This window comes from Microcoleus sp. CZ3-B2 (assembly GCF_036705055.1).
Classification (GTDB): domain Bacteria; phylum Cyanobacteriota; class Cyanobacteriia; order Cyanobacteriales; family Microcoleaceae; genus Microcoleus.
In genome coordinates this window covers 21,542-38,563 of record NZ_JAUBTN010000062.1, presented here as the reverse complement: position 1 = coordinate 38,563, position 17,022 = coordinate 21,542, and the positions used below count along the sequence as shown (strand labels likewise).

Annotated in this window: 23 protein-coding genes; 14 read left to right on the top strand and 9 right to left on the bottom strand. The window is 46.5% G+C overall.

Going from position 1 to position 17,022, the window contains the following annotated elements:
* Positions 1-95 precede the first annotated feature (95 nt).
* Together QUA97_RS28380 and QUA97_RS22590 are read right to left on the bottom strand one after the other, a co-directional pair.
* The gene (locus QUA97_RS28380) at positions 96-188 is read right to left on the bottom strand and encodes a pentapeptide repeat-containing protein (protein WP_339384809.1); all 93 of its coding nucleotides are present in this window, start codon (positions 186-188) and stop codon (positions 96-98) included.
* On the bottom strand, positions 167-241 hold the full coding sequence (locus tag QUA97_RS22590) for a hypothetical protein (RefSeq protein WP_333196206.1): 75 nt from the start codon (positions 239-241) through the stop codon (positions 167-169). The genes QUA97_RS28380 and QUA97_RS22590 overlap by 22 nt, the downstream gene beginning before the upstream one ends.
* A 340-nt stretch (positions 242-581) precedes the next feature.
* On the opposite strand from QUA97_RS22590, the gene QUA97_RS22585 reads away from it, so the two are divergent.
* The 7 genes from QUA97_RS22585 (at position 582) to QUA97_RS22555 (ending at position 4,606) form a co-directional block, all read left to right on the top strand.
* On the top strand, positions 582-875 hold the full coding sequence (locus tag QUA97_RS22585) for a hypothetical protein (RefSeq protein ID WP_194071271.1): 294 nt from the start codon (positions 582-584) through the stop codon (positions 873-875).
* A gap of 105 nt (positions 876-980) precedes the next feature.
* Positions 981-1,265 (top strand): hypothetical protein, encoded by a 285-nt coding sequence (locus tag QUA97_RS22580; RefSeq protein WP_194071270.1) that lies wholly within the window; start codon positions 981-983, stop codon positions 1,263-1,265.
* 80 nt (positions 1,266-1,345) lie between these two features.
* On the top strand, positions 1,346-2,434 hold the full coding sequence (locus QUA97_RS22575) for a tetratricopeptide repeat protein (protein WP_333196201.1): 1,089 nt from the start codon (positions 1,346-1,348) through the stop codon (positions 2,432-2,434).
* 59 nt (positions 2,435-2,493) lie between these two features.
* The gene (locus QUA97_RS22570; protein WP_333196198.1) at positions 2,494-3,591 is read left to right on the top strand and encodes a formylglycine-generating enzyme family protein; all 1,098 of its coding nucleotides are present in this window, start codon (positions 2,494-2,496) and stop codon (positions 3,589-3,591) included.
* Positions 3,592-3,647: 56 nt separating this feature from the next.
* Entirely contained in the window at positions 3,648-3,818 is a 171-nt protein-coding gene (locus QUA97_RS22565) for a hypothetical protein (RefSeq protein ID WP_333196196.1), read from the top strand.
* Positions 3,819-3,822: 4 nt separating this feature from the next.
* Complete coding sequence (locus QUA97_RS22560; protein ID WP_333196193.1) at positions 3,823-4,065, top strand: YgiT-type zinc finger protein; 243 nt, start codon at positions 3,823-3,825, stop codon at positions 4,063-4,065.
* 31 nt (positions 4,066-4,096) lie between these two features.
* Complete coding sequence (locus tag QUA97_RS22555) at positions 4,097-4,606, top strand: GNAT family N-acetyltransferase (protein ID WP_333196191.1); 510 nt, start codon at positions 4,097-4,099, stop codon at positions 4,604-4,606.
* A gap of 97 nt (positions 4,607-4,703) precedes the next feature.
* Here the strand turns inward: QUA97_RS22555 and QUA97_RS22550 are convergent, their stop codons facing one another.
* The gene (locus QUA97_RS22550; RefSeq protein WP_333196189.1) at positions 4,704-5,522 is read right to left on the bottom strand and encodes an ATP-binding cassette domain-containing protein; all 819 of its coding nucleotides are present in this window, start codon (positions 5,520-5,522) and stop codon (positions 4,704-4,706) included.
* A 543-nt stretch (positions 5,523-6,065) separates the two neighbouring features.
* Between QUA97_RS22550 and ssuE the strand changes: the two genes are divergently transcribed.
* The 3 genes from ssuE to QUA97_RS22535 all read left to right on the top strand — a co-directional run bounded on the left by ssuE (position 6,066) and on the right by QUA97_RS22535 (position 9,192).
* Positions 6,066-6,635 (top strand): NADPH-dependent FMN reductase, encoded by a 570-nt coding sequence (gene ssuE, locus QUA97_RS22545; protein WP_194069771.1) that lies wholly within the window; start codon positions 6,066-6,068, stop codon positions 6,633-6,635.
* 21 nt (positions 6,636-6,656) lie between these two features.
* Positions 6,657-7,688, top strand: a complete 1,032-nt coding sequence (locus QUA97_RS22540; RefSeq protein ID WP_333196186.1) for a sulfonate ABC transporter substrate-binding protein — start codon at positions 6,657-6,659, stop codon at positions 7,686-7,688.
* A 115-nt stretch (positions 7,689-7,803) separates the two neighbouring features.
* A complete protein-coding gene (locus QUA97_RS22535) occupies positions 7,804-9,192 on the top strand; it encodes an FAD/NAD(P)-binding protein (protein ID WP_228050224.1) in 1,389 nt (462 codons plus the stop codon).
* Positions 9,193-9,218: 26 nt separating this feature from the next.
* Here QUA97_RS22535 and QUA97_RS22530 read toward each other — a convergent pair whose 3' ends face one another.
* Both QUA97_RS22530 and QUA97_RS22525 read right to left on the bottom strand, forming a co-directional pair.
* Entirely contained in the window at positions 9,219-9,674 is a 456-nt protein-coding gene (locus QUA97_RS22530) for a 2OG-Fe(II) oxygenase family protein (RefSeq protein ID WP_333196204.1), read from the bottom strand.
* Between the two features lie 99 nt (positions 9,675-9,773).
* Positions 9,774-10,442 carry a cadmium resistance transporter gene (locus tag QUA97_RS22525; protein WP_194069767.1) on the bottom strand — a complete coding sequence of 223 codons (669 nt, stop codon included), beginning with the start codon at positions 10,440-10,442 and terminating at the stop codon, positions 9,774-9,776.
* A gap of 218 nt (positions 10,443-10,660) precedes the next feature.
* Here QUA97_RS22525 and QUA97_RS22520 point away from each other — a divergent pair, with 218 nt between their 5' ends.
* A complete protein-coding gene (locus QUA97_RS22520) occupies positions 10,661-11,947 on the top strand; it encodes a sulfonate ABC transporter substrate-binding protein (protein ID WP_228050223.1) in 1,287 nt (428 codons plus the stop codon).
* A 26-nt stretch (positions 11,948-11,973) separates the two neighbouring features.
* Here QUA97_RS22520 and QUA97_RS22515 read toward each other — a convergent pair whose 3' ends face one another.
* The 4 genes from QUA97_RS22515 to QUA97_RS22500 all read right to left on the bottom strand — a co-directional run bounded on the left by QUA97_RS22515 (position 11,974) and on the right by QUA97_RS22500 (position 14,096).
* Positions 11,974-12,381: a 2OG-Fe(II) oxygenase family protein gene (locus QUA97_RS22515; protein WP_333196182.1), complete on the bottom strand. Its 408-nt coding sequence runs from the start codon at positions 12,379-12,381 to the stop codon at positions 11,974-11,976.
* A 40-nt stretch (positions 12,382-12,421) separates the two neighbouring features.
* The gene (locus QUA97_RS22510; protein WP_333196178.1) at positions 12,422-12,979 is read right to left on the bottom strand and encodes a 2-oxoglutarate and iron-dependent oxygenase domain-containing protein; all 558 of its coding nucleotides are present in this window, start codon (positions 12,977-12,979) and stop codon (positions 12,422-12,424) included.
* Positions 12,980-13,015: 36 nt separating this feature from the next.
* Entirely contained in the window at positions 13,016-13,408 is a 393-nt protein-coding gene (locus tag QUA97_RS22505) for a carboxymuconolactone decarboxylase family protein (protein WP_333196177.1), read from the bottom strand.
* An 85-nt stretch (positions 13,409-13,493) separates the two neighbouring features.
* Positions 13,494-14,096 (bottom strand): beta-class carbonic anhydrase, encoded by a 603-nt coding sequence (locus QUA97_RS22500; protein ID WP_194069763.1) that lies wholly within the window; start codon positions 14,094-14,096, stop codon positions 13,494-13,496.
* A 295-nt stretch (positions 14,097-14,391) separates the two neighbouring features.
* Here QUA97_RS22500 and QUA97_RS28375 point away from each other — a divergent pair, with 295 nt between their 5' ends.
* From QUA97_RS28375 to QUA97_RS22490, 3 genes are all read left to right on the top strand, one after another.
* Positions 14,392-14,577 (top strand): FAD/NAD(P)-binding protein, encoded by a 186-nt coding sequence (locus QUA97_RS28375; protein WP_194069784.1) that lies wholly within the window; start codon positions 14,392-14,394, stop codon positions 14,575-14,577.
* Positions 14,578-14,697: 120 nt separating this feature from the next.
* Positions 14,698-15,744 carry an aliphatic sulfonate ABC transporter substrate-binding protein gene (locus QUA97_RS22495; protein ID WP_194069761.1) on the top strand — a complete coding sequence of 349 codons (1,047 nt, stop codon included), beginning with the start codon at positions 14,698-14,700 and terminating at the stop codon, positions 15,742-15,744.
* 408 nt (positions 15,745-16,152) lie between these two features.
* Entirely contained in the window at positions 16,153-16,980 is an 828-nt protein-coding gene (locus tag QUA97_RS22490) for an ABC transporter permease (RefSeq protein ID WP_194069759.1), read from the top strand.
* Positions 16,981-17,022: the final 42 nt, after the last annotated feature.

Genomic DNA, 17,022 nt, shown 5'->3' with positions numbered 1-17,022 from the left:
TTGCCATTTTTTCAGAAGGGTATGAGAGCTATGTCCTTGATTGAGTCTATGTTTTAACGGGGTTGTCACCCCGTCAGAAAAAACCATTGTTCAAATTAGCTCCACGCTCGGTTGGCATCAGTCAAGTCAGCATAGTGCAAATTTGCGTTTTCTAAGCAGGCATTACTTAGATTGGTTGTACTCCCAATTCGGTTTCTAAAAATGCGATGGCGTGGCTGACTGCTGACTGGGACAGTTCCAATTGCAAAGCAAAGCCGCCTCGCTAAAGTTTTCACAGTCTGCTACTGCTATCAAAGCCTGAATTTGAGAGAGTTTCATCCGTCCCGTATTGATTTCATTCATAGCCTTTTTGCCCGATCGTCAATCTATCTATTTTATTCATACAATCTATGCAAGCAATGATTTGATTGTCAATCACCAAAGAGTTAAGGTTAATTTGTTAGATAACAGATTGACTTTTACAGGACTTGCACGCCCACAATAGTGTGCTGTAATTGCGCTGAGAATATTGCAGTTTTAAGCTTTTTTTGTAATTTTATTCGTGCAATATTTGTGAAAATTATAAGTTGCAGATGTTGGCTATGTCTACTTGCAAAAATCGAATCGATACCCCAAGAATCAAAGTTTTTTCGATCGCCGATCGAGCTTTACCAACAAAAAAACAGCAAGGGCGATCGATCTTTTGGGCTATGAATCAAATTTGGCAGTTTTTCCTCGCCGCCGTCGCTGGCGGGGACGATCTGAGGATTTGGCAGACCTCAGATCGCGATGGTAACACTTGGTGGCACAGTTGCGATCGGGCTACAGGTCGCTCTACCTGTGTGGCAACGGAGCATGAAATGCACGCTTGGCTCGATCGGCGTTACTGCCAATAGTCGATTGTCGGTGGTGTGGAAATGAAGTGAAATACAGTCTTCGATTAGCAATTCCCAATTAGCAATTCCCAATTACCAATTCCCAATTACCAAGTAGGAGATGCTATGCTTCAAATATCTTCCGAGTTGGCAGCACCCGTTAGCGGAGCCCTCGAAGAGGATCGCATTATGCTGATGAAAAACGAGGTATACAGATTACCTCAAACTCATCGAGAAATTCAAGTTTTGTCAGGAACTGCTTGGAGCACGGTTGACAAACAGGACATCATTTTGCAAAGCCATGAAAAAGCATCGCTTCCACCCAGCAAAAACTTTGCTGTCATCTCCGCACTCAACAATATGCCGCTAATTCTGGCAGTCTCGCAAGACAAAAAGCCAGTTAGAACCTAGCGACTGAAAAAAATTCGGCAGGAACACCCCAAAGAGCTCTATCTTGATAGTTATAACTTGGCTCTTGGAGGACTCGATCGGTGTACTGCCGCTCTTACCACTTCAGCTATCTCACAGCTATAAGTATTGTCTTATCGCCCCCACTCAGCTTGCTGGCAATTTCAGACGCTCTGGCTTATGCCCCAATTATAAATGCTAGGCGCGCCCAAGCGAGCGGTTCCCTACGGGATAGCTTCGCTTCACTCGCCCAGGCAACTGACCCCAAAACGCCAGCAGACAAACTCTTTGAAACAGGAGTAAAACAGCATCGCGAGGGTTTGTTTCGAGAAGCAATCCAGACTTTTGAGCAAGTTTTGGCAATTCGCAAGCAACTAGGCGACAAACGGGGAATCGGAGAAACCCTCAACAATATGGGGGAAGCTTATGGCGAAATGGGTTCGAGGCCCAAAGCTTTGGAAGTTTTGCGGCAAGCTTTAGTCATTCACCGAGAAATCGGCGAAGGGCCTCGTATCGCGCGCACTCTCAATCTCATCGGTTTTGTCAACCGGATTGCGGATAAGTTGGACGAAGCGATGAAACTGCATCAAGAAGCTTTGGAACTTGCCAAAACTACCAACGACCAAATTGAAATTGGAGAATCTCTCCACAACATCGCGGCCGTGTACGCAGAACAGGTCAATTACGCCAAGGCGATCGCATTTTACCAGCAAGCGCGCACGATTCGCAATGTTTCGGGCGATCGGCGCGATTTAGGCCGTACCCTCAATAACATGGGCGGCGTCTACTACAACATCGGCGACTTTAATAGAGCGATGGAATTTTACCACCAAGCTTTAGCAATTCGCCGGGAAATCGGAGACAGGGCTGGCGTCGGCCGCCTCCTCAACAACATGGCACTTGCCTCTCGCAAACAGGGCAAAGATACTCAAGCCCTGATCTATTTTCAGCAAGCAATACCGATGTTAGAAGCAATCGGCGACAAGACAAGTATCGGACGCTTGCTTAACAATATGGGCGCAATTCATGAAAGTCTCGGTCAATATGCTCAAGCTCTCGAATCCTACGAGGGAGCTTTGAAAATTGCTCGTGAGGGCGGTGACAAAGCTGGAGAAACTACAGCGATGGAGGGCATTAAGCGATTGTCTTCCGGTCAGCTTGTGCCGCAATAAGGAGAGTTAGTCGCTCGGATTGAAAGAAGTTAAACCAGATATTTAAGTAGGACTAAGCTGTGGAAAATACCTATCTTACCGAGCAGATACAATTACTTATTCAATCAGGCTTGGAAGGTCAGCAACTCGCCGACCGTATCGAATCGCTCATTCAATCTAGTATTAAAGATGGTAGTCTTGGCAATCCTATTGAACCACTTATTCAAGCTGCTGTCGATCGCATGGAAAATGTAATTAAACCCATGCAAAATTTTCTTTACCCTCCCCTGCTGAAATCCTCAATAACACCAATTAAACGAGAACTTCAATACAGTGTGTTTGAGTTTGACACGATAACACTAGAGGATGACGAAATTAGAAATGAACGCCAACAAGCCAGGTTTTTTATCGAAGAATTAGGCAATAAAGCTACGCTGGAGATGGTTTATATTCCCAGCGGTTATTTCTTGATGGGTGCCTCCAATGATGAGAGTATTTATTATCATGAGAATCCGCAACATTTGGTGAACGTTCCTGAATTTCATATTGGCAAATTTGAGATTACTCAATCTCAATGGGAATATGTAATGCAACATAATTTATCTGCTAATCAAGGCTCACATCTGCCAGTGGAAAATGTTTCTTGGTCGGATGCGATCGAGTTTTGCAGAAAACTATCTCTGACAACAGGAAGAAATTATCGATTACCCAGTGAAGCTGAATGGGAATATGCCTGTCGTGCTGGCACTAATACACCCTTCAGCTTCGGGAAAGATATTAACACCAAAATTGTCAATTATTGGGATCAGAATGAAACTGATGATGATACACAGCCAAGTCCTCCCATGCCAGCAGAAGGATGCGTTGTAGCTTATAGTCCAGAGAGTGTAAAGTATTTACAGACAAAGCCTGTGGGTAGTTTTTTTCCGAATGCTTTTGGACTGTATGATATGCACGGTAATGTCTACGAGTTGTGTCAGGATGCGTGGCATGATGACTATGAAGGCGCACCCAGTGATGGCACTGCCTGGCTAAGTGAAGAAGACTCGCGATCTGTTGTAATAAGAGGTGGCTCGTTTGATTACTACGATCATAATTGTCGTTCCGCCTATCGCAGCGAGACTGGATCTAATTATAGATATCACGGGACTGGGTTTCGAGTTGCGTGTTCCCTATAGTAATATTGGTTAGGACTTACGCACAGACTATTGTATGACCGACGCATAAACTATACATGGCTCAACAGATGATCCGGGTTGAAAAAGACGACCCCAGAGGTACAAAATATGTAGTAGTGGGGACTGCACTCGATCGACAAACACCTGTTGGAGTGGTTGGACGTTTCGCTAGTAACGGACGTTATCTAATCATCACGGTGTATGAAGTCACTGAACTTGAGGAATAATCGTATGTATAAATACAGATGTGAGTATTGCGAAGGAACCGTTCAACCCCGCACTGTCAAGCGCGAGGCATTCAAACATAAAAATGGATTTGTCATTCTTGAAGATGTGACTATCGGTGTTTGCGATAACTGTGGCAATCGATACTATTCAGCCGATATTTTTCATGCGGTTCATGCCGTTGCAACTGGAACGAGATTGCCTGAAAGAACCGAACAAATTCCGGTTATTCATCTAGAATCAGCATAACCAATAGCTATAATTTGATTAAGATCGCGCTATGGATATCCGTACCGAAAAGCCAGAAGATTTAGAAGCCGTTCGCCAAGTTAATATTGCGGCATTCGCGCGAGAAAATGAGGCCAACTTAGTCGATCGACTGCGGGGAATTGCATCTACATTTTCCTTCGTTGCGGTACAATCCGATCGCATTGTCGGACATCTTTTCTTCAGTCCGGTTGTCGTCGAAGGAAAATGTTCTAGCAATTTGTCGATTCTGGGGTTGGCGCCAGTCGCAGTTATTCCCGACTATCAGCGGCAAGGTATCGGAAAGCTGCTGATCCGGGAAGGTTTAAAAGAGTGCGCGCGATCGGGATTTCAGGCAGTGGTTGTGCTGGGCGATCCAGATTTCTATCCGCGTTTTGGGTTCATTCCTGCTAGTAGCAAGAGCTTGAAATGTGAATATGATGTGCCCGATGAGGCTTTTATGGTGTTGGAGTTAGAAACTGGAGCTTTGCAGGATTGCAGCGGAACGGTGAAGTATCGATCGGAATTTAGGATCTGCGAGTGATATCAAATCCGGGTGCATCGGATTCGCTGAGGAAGAGCTCGCGAGTCAGAAATATTCTTAAACGAGCGCCCATATCTGAGTTACCTTGGTAGATCCGTTATCCGTATTTACTTATCTTTACATAGTTGGGTTTTTTGTACCTACCTATGGCAAATTTCTCTGCATCTTTGCTACTTTCTTTTTGACCCATAACGCGCTGCAAAATCGCCTCTACTTTCGCAGCAAATACAGCATTTCCTCTCTGCCTCGGTCGCGGCATATCAATAGAACAGTCCATTGCAATCTGACCATTTTCTATTAAAATAACTCGGTCAGCTAATACCACTGCTTCTTCTACATCGTGAGTGATCAGTAGCGCGGTAAATCCTTTTTCTTGCCACAAATTTTCTAACAATTGCTGCATCTCAATGCGGGTCAAAGCATCCAACGCGCCGAGGGGTTCATCAAGCAGCAGTAAATGAGGTTCGCAGGCGAGGGCTCTTGCTAAAGAAACTCTCTGCTTTTGACCGCCGGAGAGTACCGCCGGCCAATCGTTGGCGCGATCGCCAAGCCCTACCGCGTCAAGGACTTGCATCGCTTTGTAGTGCGTGTTTTCTTTGGCCGCGAGCAGCCCTAATTTCACATTTGCCACCACTTTTTGCCAAGGTAGCAGCCGTGCATCCTGAAACATCATTGTCACTTTAGAGTTGAGTTTGCGGGATGACTTTCCATCTAAAAAGACAGTGCCTTGAGTGGGAACTTCTAGTCCGGCGATTAAGCGCAGTAAGGTACTTTTGCCACATCCGCTGCGACCTACAATTGCTACAAATTCTCCGGGATTTATTTCTATGTTGATATCCCGCAAAATTTTAATATTTCCAAATGACTTCTGGAGTTCTACTAATTCTAGGCGTATTCCTGAGAGTGCTGATTCCATTCTAAAAAACCTCCATATCGCGATCTATGCCACAGGCTCAAAACCTTTTTCGCTTTCAAAGGTGGCTGTTGAGCCAATGCCAATTCGTCTCCTACTCGCCGGTGCTGGTGAATAGCAGATTAGCATTTCTAGATGTAATCTACGGTAACTCAGTCAAATTACAGTATTTTTTGATTAAACAAGATTATTGCATAGGTATCTACAAAAAGCAAGATAATTTTTCGCCCAACTTCTGCGGCTTTGATAAATAATTGTTAAGAACAAGCAAACCCTGTTCCTGTAAAGGTTCTGTTTTTGAGTCCGGTGGGATTATGCTGTATTTGGGAAAAAAACCTGACACTTGATTCCCGCCGAGATTCGCGATCGCCAAAAAATTGTGTAATGGTTATCAAACTTTACCTCTCAACTTACTTGCTTTTTTAAATTGACCGTGCTAGCTTACTATTCAAGTAAATTACTGTAACTTTATCGAGTTATAGTAGTTTGCGGTCGATACTGTGAATGGCTAATTTTTAAATGAGTCGAAAATAGGAGGACAGTTAAATGGCTAATGTTGTTGCGATCGCAGGTAGCCCGTCTCATCCATCCCGCTCCTTTGCCGTGCTGGAATACGCCCGCCGCGCAGTCGAGAAAGAGGGATTAAGTACGGCATCTATCAACGTCCGCGATCTCCCGCCAGAGGTATTAATTTACGGACAATTCGCGAACCCAGACTTGAAAGCAGTCAATGATTTAGTAGTAGAAGCCAGTGGCATAATCATCGCCACACCTGTTTACAAAGCAGCCTACACAGGTGTACTCAAAGCTTACTTAGATTTGCTACCGCAAAAGAGTTTAGCTGGCAAAGTTATTCTCCCTATCGCCACCGGAGGTACGCTGGGTCACTTATTAGCAATTAACTACGCCCTCAAACCAGTGTTATCCGAACTGGGCGCTAGTCATATCTTGTCTGGTGTCTATGTTTTAGACACCCAGATCGAAAGTTACGACGAAACAAGCGTACAGTTTGAACAGGAAACAGAAGAAAGATTGCGATCGCAGTTAAAAGAGTTTGTCAGCACCTTGCACAGTGGCAAACCCGAATTAGTGGGAAGTCTTCGATCGGAAAATTAGCAACGAACAATATTATTGTTTATGCTCAAAAGAGTGATTTCAATTCTGACTAAGTTATGGCGATCGCACCTTTCCCTAGCAGCGCTATTTATATTGGGGATCGGCTTAAATTGGGCGATCGCCTCCTGCAATACTCCCACCCCTACGGGCTCTGCAAGCCCCGCCGCTTCCCCCGCAGCAGCTCAAGCTCAGGTAGTCCGCATCGGCCATCAGAAATTCGACCCCTTCACGCTAGTCAAAGCTAGAGGCGGGTTAGAGAAACGCTTGCAGCCTCTAGGCATATCCGTTGAGTGGAAAGAATTTCAGTCAGGCCCCCCGATGCTGGAAGCACTAAACGTCGGCAGCATAGACATCGGGCGCACCGGAGACGCTCCTCCAGTCTTTGCCCAGGCTGCTAACGCACCTCTGCTATACATTGGCGGTAGCGCCCCCAAAGACCGCAGTTCAGGTATTTTAGTTCCTGCTAATTCACCAATTCAAACCCTTGCAGATTTGCGAGGTAAGAAAATAGCTTTTACAAAAGGTTCAAGCGCCAATTACTTGTTAGCAAAAGCACTGAAATCCGCAGGGATAAAATGGACTGAGATTGAGCCTGCCAACCTGACACCAGCCGATGCCAGAGCTGCCTTCCAACAAGGTAACGTAGATGCTTGGGTAATTTGGGACCCGTTTTATGCAGCAGCTCAAGCGCAAGTAGATGTTCGTGTTGTTAAAGATAGTAAAGGACTCGCAGCTAACCGAGATTTTTACTTAGCTAATCGCTCATTTACTCAGTCTAATTCCAAAATCATTGAGGCAATTAGAGAAGAAACTCAAGCAGTAGCGACCTGGGCTGATGCGAATCCCGAAGAAGTAGTCAAGATTCTTGCTCCCATTCTGAAAATTGATGTTTCTATCTTAGATGTAGTAACTCGACGGCGGAGTTATGGATTTGAACCGATCCAAGCTGATATGGTTGCCGAACAACAGGAAATTGCCGATACTTTTTTTGAACTCGGGTTAATTCCCAAGCAGCTAAAAGTTCAAGAAGTAGTTTGGAAACCAGGTAATTAAAAATCCCCGCTTGTGGGTAAGTGTTGGAGACCGAGGCAGCGATATCTTTTCATAGATCCGATGTCTTAACAATAGATACATTCCTATTCTTTTTGATGCTGATAGGGTTCCTAAAATGCTGACTTCCGATCCTCTAACAACGATCGCGATCGTCGGTGCTGGCTTTAGCGGTTGTCTCGTAGCGGCTCACCTGTTGAAAACTGCCGACCGCCCCCTGCTGATCGAGCTGATCGATCGCAGTCACGAGATTGGCCCTGGAGTTGCATACAGCACCGATACCACCAGCCATTTGCTGAATGTATCCGCAGGCAAGATGAGTGCCTTTTCCGACGATCCCGGTCATCTGCTGCGCTGGCTGCAAGATAACCGCAGCGAATTGGCGGCATTCCTGCCCGATGACCCGAACGCCAGCAGTTTCATTCCCCGTCAGATCTACGGGCTGTACATTCAGTCGATTCTGGAGGAAGCGGTCGCTGCGGCACCGAGTAACGTCCGGTTGGAGCGGGTGATCGATGAAGTGGTGGCAGTGGAGCCACAAGCCTCATGTGCGATCGTCTCCCTGCGGAGCGGCCGTGCTTTCGTGGCAGACAAAATTGTCCTGGCAGTGGGAAACGCGCCAGCAGTTCCGAGTGCATCGCAAACTAAGACCAATGACACCCCTTACCTTCGCAATGCCTGGTCAGCTTCGGCGTTGGCAGGGCTTGAGCTTGAGGCGCCCGTGTTGCTGATTGGCACTGGACTGACAATGATGGATATGGTGGTGTCGCTCCACTCGCGCCACCATCAAGGCAAAATTTACGCCGTGTCTCGCCGGGGCTTGTTGCCACTGACCCATCGCTCGACCAAACCCTACCCGGCCTTTTTGACCCCAGACACTGCGCCCAAAACGATTCGGGGCTTGCTGCGGTGCCTTCGGAGTGAGGTGGAGACGGCGGCCCAGCAGGGTTACGACTGGCGATCGGCGATCGATTCCCTACGTCCCATCACCCAGCAACTCTGGCAACAACTCGGCCGGGTGGAGCAGCGACGGTTTTTGCGCCATGCCACTCCCTATTGGGATGTGCACCGGCATCGGATTGCTCCTGAAATGGGGGATGTTGTCCGGTCAATGCTGGATTCAGGGCAACTGACAATTACCGCAGGGCGCATTCAGGACTATCAAGCGGCAGAGGCGGCGGTGGCTGTTACCGTTCGCGATCGCCAAACGCAAACGAATCGGGTCTTGCAGGTCAGCCGTGCGGTGAATTGCACAGGGGTACAAACAGATTATCGCCGATCGCCCCAATCTCTAATTGCCAATTTGCGTGCCCAAGGGTTGATCCGCCCCAACGACATCGGTTTGGGATTGGATACTGCCGCTGATGGTGCCGTATTAGATGCTCGGGGCAATCGTTCAAGTCTGCTCTATACTTTGGGTACCCCGCGCAAAGGTGATTTATGGGAAACAATTGCTGTCCCAGAACTGCGCGATCAGGCACGGGCATTCGCTGCGACGGTGTTGTAGTCGCCAATGCCAGTGCGGGGAGTATGTCAAAAAACTTGCTGGCGCAATTGGGGAAAAATTTTTGCAACTTTGTTCAGGACATAATCGCCGTAAGTGCCGCGAAACTCGCGAACGCTGGCTTTGTCCCAACGTTCGTTCTTGTTGTCATCGACAACCGCTCCTTTGATTTCGATCGGGTGGAGTTCAGCATTGAAATTGGGATCGAAGAAGAATGGAAACCAGAGGCGAGCTCGTCCTGACACATTCTTGACTCGATGAGGAGTAGAGCGATAAAGTCCACCTGTGAGGCGATCGAGCATATCGCCAATGTTACAAACAAATGAATTGGCGATCGGCACAGCATCAATCCAGCCCGATTTTGTCTTCACTTGCAACCCGCCTAAATCATCCTGTTTAAGAATCGTGAGCAGACCATAATCAGTATGCTCAGCCACTCCCCAGGATTGCCCTTGGGGATGGCTTAGGAATGGATAGTTGAAGATGCGAAATAAAATCAGGGGATCGGTCGCAAGTGCGATCGCGGAAGTAAGATGCGTCTTCGTTCAAACTTAAGGCAATGATTTTTTGGATACCTTTGTCTGTCAAGTGTTAGGTAGAAAAAGACGATAGGATTCGCTGTCCATTAGAATTCTGAAACCCAGCCACATCAGCACGAAGGGAAAGAACTTACTCGCATAACGGCTGAGTACCAAAGCAATACCAGGTAAATGCGTCAGAGTATAGGACATACACAGCCAGCAGCCAACAATTAAATAGCAAATAGGTATGATTACGGACAGACTTTGGATTGAGCTAGTCGCAAACAAAGGGATATAGATCCCAAGATTGTTGCCGCCATTAGCAATCGTAACCGAGGAGACGCGATAGGTCTGCGGATCGCGAATTACATCCCACAGAGTTCGCTTTCTGGAATCAAATCCTCGAAATTTAGAGTTTCTTTTCAGATTGGCTGACTTATCTTCGGCTGAATCGTCCTTATTAAGATCGATCAAATTTTTCAAGCCAATCAGTATTGGCAGAATCCCCAGTAGACCAGTCCAAGTTGACGGAATCACTAGCCCCATTAAGAAACCAACTAAACTTACCATCACCAATACCGTGAACCCCAGAATCTCACCAACCACAACGTGCTGAGGACGAAAAGTGCGATTAACTTCACTGAAGAAGGCAGTCAGATAAATATTGTCGTCAAACGTTGTTGCCACAGCAGCAGCTAGCCCGATCTTAATTGTTGCAATTAACCAATCCATTACCATTCCTCACTCAACACCTATCCGATCGCCGAAACGAGCGATCGCTCAACCATTGTACAAATTACCACAATGTCGATAGGATAATGTGAGTATCTCCTATTTGGGTGTAACGAGCGAGCAAATCTGGTAGTTTATGTATCAAGCGGTGCTTTGACTCGATCCCCCATCTTCAATTGATCCAGCATCCATCACCTGTGTTTATTAAAAGAGTCATTATGATTAGCCCTTTGATTGACCATCTGCCTAGAGGCACAGGTCGCCACATCTTACGATCGCTCAGATCGACCATTTGCAGATCCCTTGCCTATCGGTTTGCCGGTCTATTTTCTATCAGCCTTGTCTCGGTTTTGGTCTTGACTCTGGCTTTTGAGCCTCCTGTTGTTGCCGCTTCTGCCTCTGGCAATGTACTCTCCCCTCTCATAAATCAGGTAAATCAAGTCACACTACCTAAAGACTCAACAACTCGGGTACTGGAAACCGTGGGACTGTTTGCCGGAGGCATCATTTTCTGTCTAGTTTTGGATCGCTGGTTTTCTAACCGTTCTGCTCACTCTGGCAACACGCCCTTAGCTGAGCAAGCGCGGCGGCTCAAGCAACTCAAAATTGGGTATCCAGAGGGGATGACAAATCTGGAAGTTCTCCGCGCTCGAGGCTTGCTAGAAACTCGTTTGCAACCATTCGGGCTGAGTATCACCTGGTCAAGCTTTTTATCAGCCTCTTCTCTAATAGAGGCCCTAAGCAACGGAACGATTGACTTCTGCGGTGGCGGTGGCACGGCTAGCATCTTCTCTCAAGCAGCGGATCATGTATTTGTGCGGGTGGCTAAAGAAAAATATACCGCTCCCAAAGGTCAAGCGATTCTGGTACCGTCCGATTCCCCCATTCAGACGCTTTTTGACCTCAAAGGTAAGAAGATAGCTTTTGACAAAGGCTCAAGCGCACATTATGTGCTTGTGCGAGCGCTGGCGAAAGTAGGACTGGAGTTGAGCGACATTGAGCCAGTTTATCTAACACAGCCAGAAGCCCTGCCCCTATTTCGCCAGGGTGAGATCGATGCTTGGGTGGTTTGGGTTCCCTACACAACAACTCAGACCCGAAGCGCTTACCCAGGACGCTCGATCGCAGACCTAGATAGCATATTTGGTGACAAAGCTTCCGTGGAAGTTCCCACCTACTACTACGCGATTCCAGAGCTGGTACGTGACTATCCTGACTTGCTCAAGGTGATTTTAGAAGAAGTAAACGAAGCTGGAGCTTGGGCTAAGAGACAAGAATTAGAAGCGGCTCAGCGATTGGCAGAGCATCATGAAATCGATCCATCGATCGTAGAAACTTTACAGCAACGTAGTGCCGAACGCGCCATCATCCCGATCGACGACCAATCGCTCACTGCCTTACAGCACCAGGCAAATATGTTTAGAGATCTAAATCTGATTCCTGAGCGGGTGAATGTGAAAGATGGAACCTATAGCTTGCAAACCAGGCAAAACTGGACTTATTAATCTGACACTCCAACCACTAAAATTGGTCAAAAAACTTGCTGGCGCAATTGGGGAAAAACCTTTGCAACTTTGTTGAGGACATAATCGCCGTAAGTGCCGCGAAACTCGTGAACGCTGGCTTTATCCCAACGTTCATTCTTGTTGTCATCGACAACCGCTCCCTTGATTTCAATTGGGTGGAGTTCAGCATTGAAATTGGGATCGAAGAAGAACGGAAACCAGAGGCGAGATCGTCCTGACACATTCTTGACTCGATGAGGAGTTGAGCGATAAAGTCCACCTGTGAGGCGATCGAGCATATCGCCAATGTTACAAACAAATGAGTTGGCGATCGGCACAGCATCAATCCAGCCCGATCGTGTCTTCACTTGCAACCCGCCTAAATCATCCTGCTTGAGAATCGTTAGCAAACCATAATCGGTATGCTCAGCCACTCCCCAGGATTGCCCTTGCGGATTGCTTAGGAATGGATAGTTAAAGATGCGAAATAAAATCAGGGGATCGGTCGCAAGTGCGATCGCGAAAGTAAGATGCGTCTTCGTTCAAACTCAGGGCAATTCCAGTCATTAATGCGTGACCCAGTTGGGTCATAACTGTTAGATATTCCAGTATTGTTTCGCGAAACTGCGGAATATTTGGAAACAGGTTTGCTCCGTGCATGGGAACACCCGATCGAACAGCCGGATGGGTTTGATTCAATTCCGATCCAAAATAAATTCCTTCTTTCAAATCTGGTTTACTATTCGTCAGTTCACCTCCAACCGGAAAGTAGCCGCGCCATGCCCGACCTCCCAGCGCCATCCGAATTTGCATTTTGGTTTCTAAATCTAGAGCAAAAAACTGACGACTGAGTTGCTCCAAACGGTTTTGCAAGCCTTGGTCTACACCATGCTCGACAATGTAAAAAAAACCTGTGTCGCGGCAAGCTTGTCGGATTTGGTTTGCAACAGTATCTACGGGATTATCCGATACCAGCGAACTAATATCGATAACGGGAATCTGAGAAACATCTACTGTTAATTCAGTTGCCATTGAGATGGATTATAAGTAGTTGAGATTGAACGCCTTTTATAATTTGAATTGTTCATCCACCGGAATTTGATAGCCATTTGCTAGTCGATTAGTGGCGTTGGCGGTTGCCACGATCGCCATCAGTTCCCCAAATATGGCATCATCCATTCCCTTGGCTCGCCCTGCTGCTGTATGAGATGAAATGCAGTATGGGCAACCATTTTTAACGCTGACAGCAATGTAGATTAACTCGCGGGTCAGGGGATCTAGTTCTCCCGGAGCCGTCATCACCTCCTTCACATTCTGCCAGGTACGTTGCAGGGTAGGCGGATGGTTGGCGATCGCTTTCCAAAAGTTGTTGATGTACTCGATTTTGCGTGTCGCACGAATGTCGTCATACACTGCGCGTACTTCATCATTTGCGTCTTCGTATTCAATCAAATGGCCCATAGTTGCAATAATGGTGAGAGCGTGAAAAGCACGCTTTTCATAGTTGAGAAAACCGCAAAACATTCTGCATTTTTGCGATCGTTCTTTACGATGACGCGATCGCTGCAACTGTTGCTAGACCGACTTCAGTTGCGCTGGGTACTTCAATCAATTGCCCTGTTTTCACATCATAAATAAAGCCATAAATCGGAATAGTTGGTGGCACAAGGGGATGGTTGCGAATTCGTTTTACATCCACAAACACGCTTTCTGCCAAATCTTTGAACGTTAACCAATCCACAAATTCACCTTCCGTCGAACCTGGACTTTGCCCAACATCTCGCCAACCGTTTTCGTTAATTAAGGCGGTTTCCAGGCTATTTGTCAATAATTCCCGGATGATGCTGTCGGTAAAGAGTTGCATCCCACAGTCCGTATGGTGAATAACGAACCATTCAACAGTTCCCAATAGCTTGTAAGATATTACGAGCGATCGAATTGCGTCATCGCTTGCCCGTCCTCCAGCGTTACGGATGACATGGGCATCCCCTTCTGCCAGCCCAGCATATTTGGCAGGATCGAGGCGAGCGTCCATGCAGGTCAGAATGGCAAAGCGACGACCAGGAGGCAGGGGCAAATTGGCTTTGTCACCAAAGGCGGCAGCATATTCCTGGTTAGCAGACAGCACTTCTTGCAGAACTTGACTCATGCTTGAATTTTCCTGAATAGTTGAGCGATGATTGCAGGTGACAACAAAATACGGTATATCGATAAGTAAACCGTATTTTAGCAAATGTTGCCGTTATTGAAATGTTCCAGAGATACCTTTTGGATTTTGACGGCAGTTATGGCAGCCCATGACCAGATTCTGAAGCGATCGCCAAAATACCGTCGATCTGGGTTGTCGGTCAGTTAATGAGTGTGACAACTTCAAATACCGAAAATACTGACAAGCCGAACTCTTCTATTTGATGTTGATGTGGTTCCGACAATACTGATGATTTCTGATACTCCAACAACGATCGCGCGCGACCGTCGGTGCTGGCTTTAGTGGTTCTCTAGTAGCGACTCACCTGTTAAAAACAGCCCACCGCCCCTTGCTAATCAAGCTGATTGAGCGCGATCGCCATATTGGCAAGGGAGTTGCCCATACCACCACCAACAGTCGAGTTGGTCATTATAACTATTGATCTTGAGTGTGCCTTGCTGTAAGATAAATCGAATACTACGGTAAACCGATTGATTTATCGTATAAATTACGTAAGTCCTAATTAAGCGAGACATTCAGCAAGGAGTTGAGGAGACCAATCATGAGCAAATGGTTTGCCATTGCCAGACGTAGGTTACTGCTATTTTTTATTTCTGGGCTGTTTCTAGCGGTATTAGTCAATGCCTGTAATTCTTCCTCTCCTGGAACTAACACTACAGCAGCATCTCCAGGCTCATCTCCTACGGCAGTTCCTACGGTAGTACGTTTAGATTATGCCTACTACAATCCTGTCAGTCTCGTACTCAAAGAAAAAGGCTGGCTAGAAGAAGACTTAGCCAAAGCCAATATCAAAGTCGAATGGGTTCTCAGTCAAGGTAGTAACAAGGCATTAGAGTTTCTCAATGGCAGCAGCATTGACTTTGGCTCAACTTCTGGTGCTTCCGCACTGATTGCCAAAGCCAATGGCAATCCCATCAAATCTATTTACGTTTACTCTAAACCCGAATGGACGGCATTAGTAACTACTGCAAGTTCTTCCATTCAAAAAGTCACAGATTTAAAAGGTAAGAAAGTTGCAGCAACGCGCGGAACAGATCCGTTTATTTTCTTATTGCGTGCCTTGGATCGAGTCGGTTTAACTGCCAAAGATGTGGAAATTGTGCCTTTGCCCCATGCTGACGGTAAAGCTGCCCTTGAGAAAGGCGATGTGGATGCCTGGGCTGGCCTCGATCCATTTATGGCACAGACAGAAGTAGAAAAAGGCTCGAAACTCTTCTTCCGCGATACTAAACTAATTAGCCAAGGCTTTTTGAATGTCCGCGAGGCATTTGCTAAACAATATCCTGAACAAGTTAGTCAAGTGCTCACCGCCTATGAGAAGGCACGGAAATGGGCGATCGCAAATCCCAGCGAACTCAAGCAAGTGGTGATTAAAGCATCGAAGTTGACAGAAGCAGTAGCAACTAAACAATTAGAGGAGCGAACCAATCTCTCAAACTCATCGATTGGTGACGAACAAAAAGCCGTTATTAGTGCTGCCGGAGATGTCTTGAAAAAAAGCGGCGTGATTGAGAAATCCGTTGACGTGACTACAGTAGTTAACGATTTAATCGATCCGCAATATGTAGCAAAGATTGCCAAATCCTAAGTAAAAAACATCTGCTTTGGATATATAGCGATTCTTAAACAAGTGAGGTACGTAGTTGGGCTTTAGCCCTCTTAATTGTGCTTATGTAGTAGGTGAGGTAAGCTGTTGAACCTTTAAAACAGATTGTAGGGTGCGTCAGTCCGAAGTGTTTCCCGTTTAAGCGTAAGTCTTGTAGCTGACGCACCTACTTACTTCGTTAGCGATCTAAATGCGTAACAGCTTACGGGAGCATCTCATATTTGTAAAAAGACTTCTTTTGACTCCTTCTTTCTTCCTCTTTCCTCCTGTCTCCTGTCTCCTGCCTCCTACCTCCAATTTCTAGCTTGGCTGCAAAAGTGAGATGCTCCCCAGCTTACGCTTCCAGCAATTAGCAATTAGCCATTAGCAATTAGCCATTAGCAATAAGTTATGGAACAAAGACTTGCGATCGCAATACCAAGGGCGCAAACAGGTAATATCTGGCAATTCCTCAGTCGTCTGGGCAGAATAAAAGGCTTGCTCTTGCCAGTCTTTCTCTTAATATTCTGGGAAAGTCTGTCTAGGTTTGGTTTGGTTGCTCCTAACTTGTTACCTGCTCCCTCAACTGTTCTCAAAACAGTATGGGAACTCGGTGCAGCAGGGGAACTATGGCAACACATCGGCATTACACTCTATCGAGTCTTTGTTGGCTTCCTAATTGGTACATTTTTTGCCACTATTCTAGGAGGATTAACAGGCTATTCTGGCCTAATTCACGATTTACTCGACCCACTTTTGCAGTCACTCCGTAACATTCCTTCCCTCGCATGGGTGCCCCTATTCATCCTTTGGATGGGAATTCATGAGCCTTCCAAAATTGCTCTGATCGCCGTTGGAGTCTTCTTCCCCGTTTACTTAAATCTGATGAGCGGCATTCACAATGTCGATCGCAAATTGGTTGAAGTTGGCAAAATTTATAGACTTAACGATTGGCAGCTTATCAGCCGTGTATTCTTGCCCGCGACATTGCCTGCCTACATCGTCGGTTTGCGAAGTGGCTTGGGTTTGGGCTGGATGTTTGTCGTGGCGGCTGAATTGATGGGAGCCAGTCAGGGCTTAGGCTTCTTATTAATCGACGGGCAAGCGACTGGACGACCGGCCATCACCCTTGCTAGCATTCTCCTGTTTGCTATTTGCGGAAAAGTGACTGACTCAGCGATCGGCTTTGGATCGCATTGGCTACTCCATTGGCAGGATGTTTACGCTTCCAACCATTAGTTCAAAGCCTTTGTTTCAAGCATTCATTCAAAGCGCCAAGGA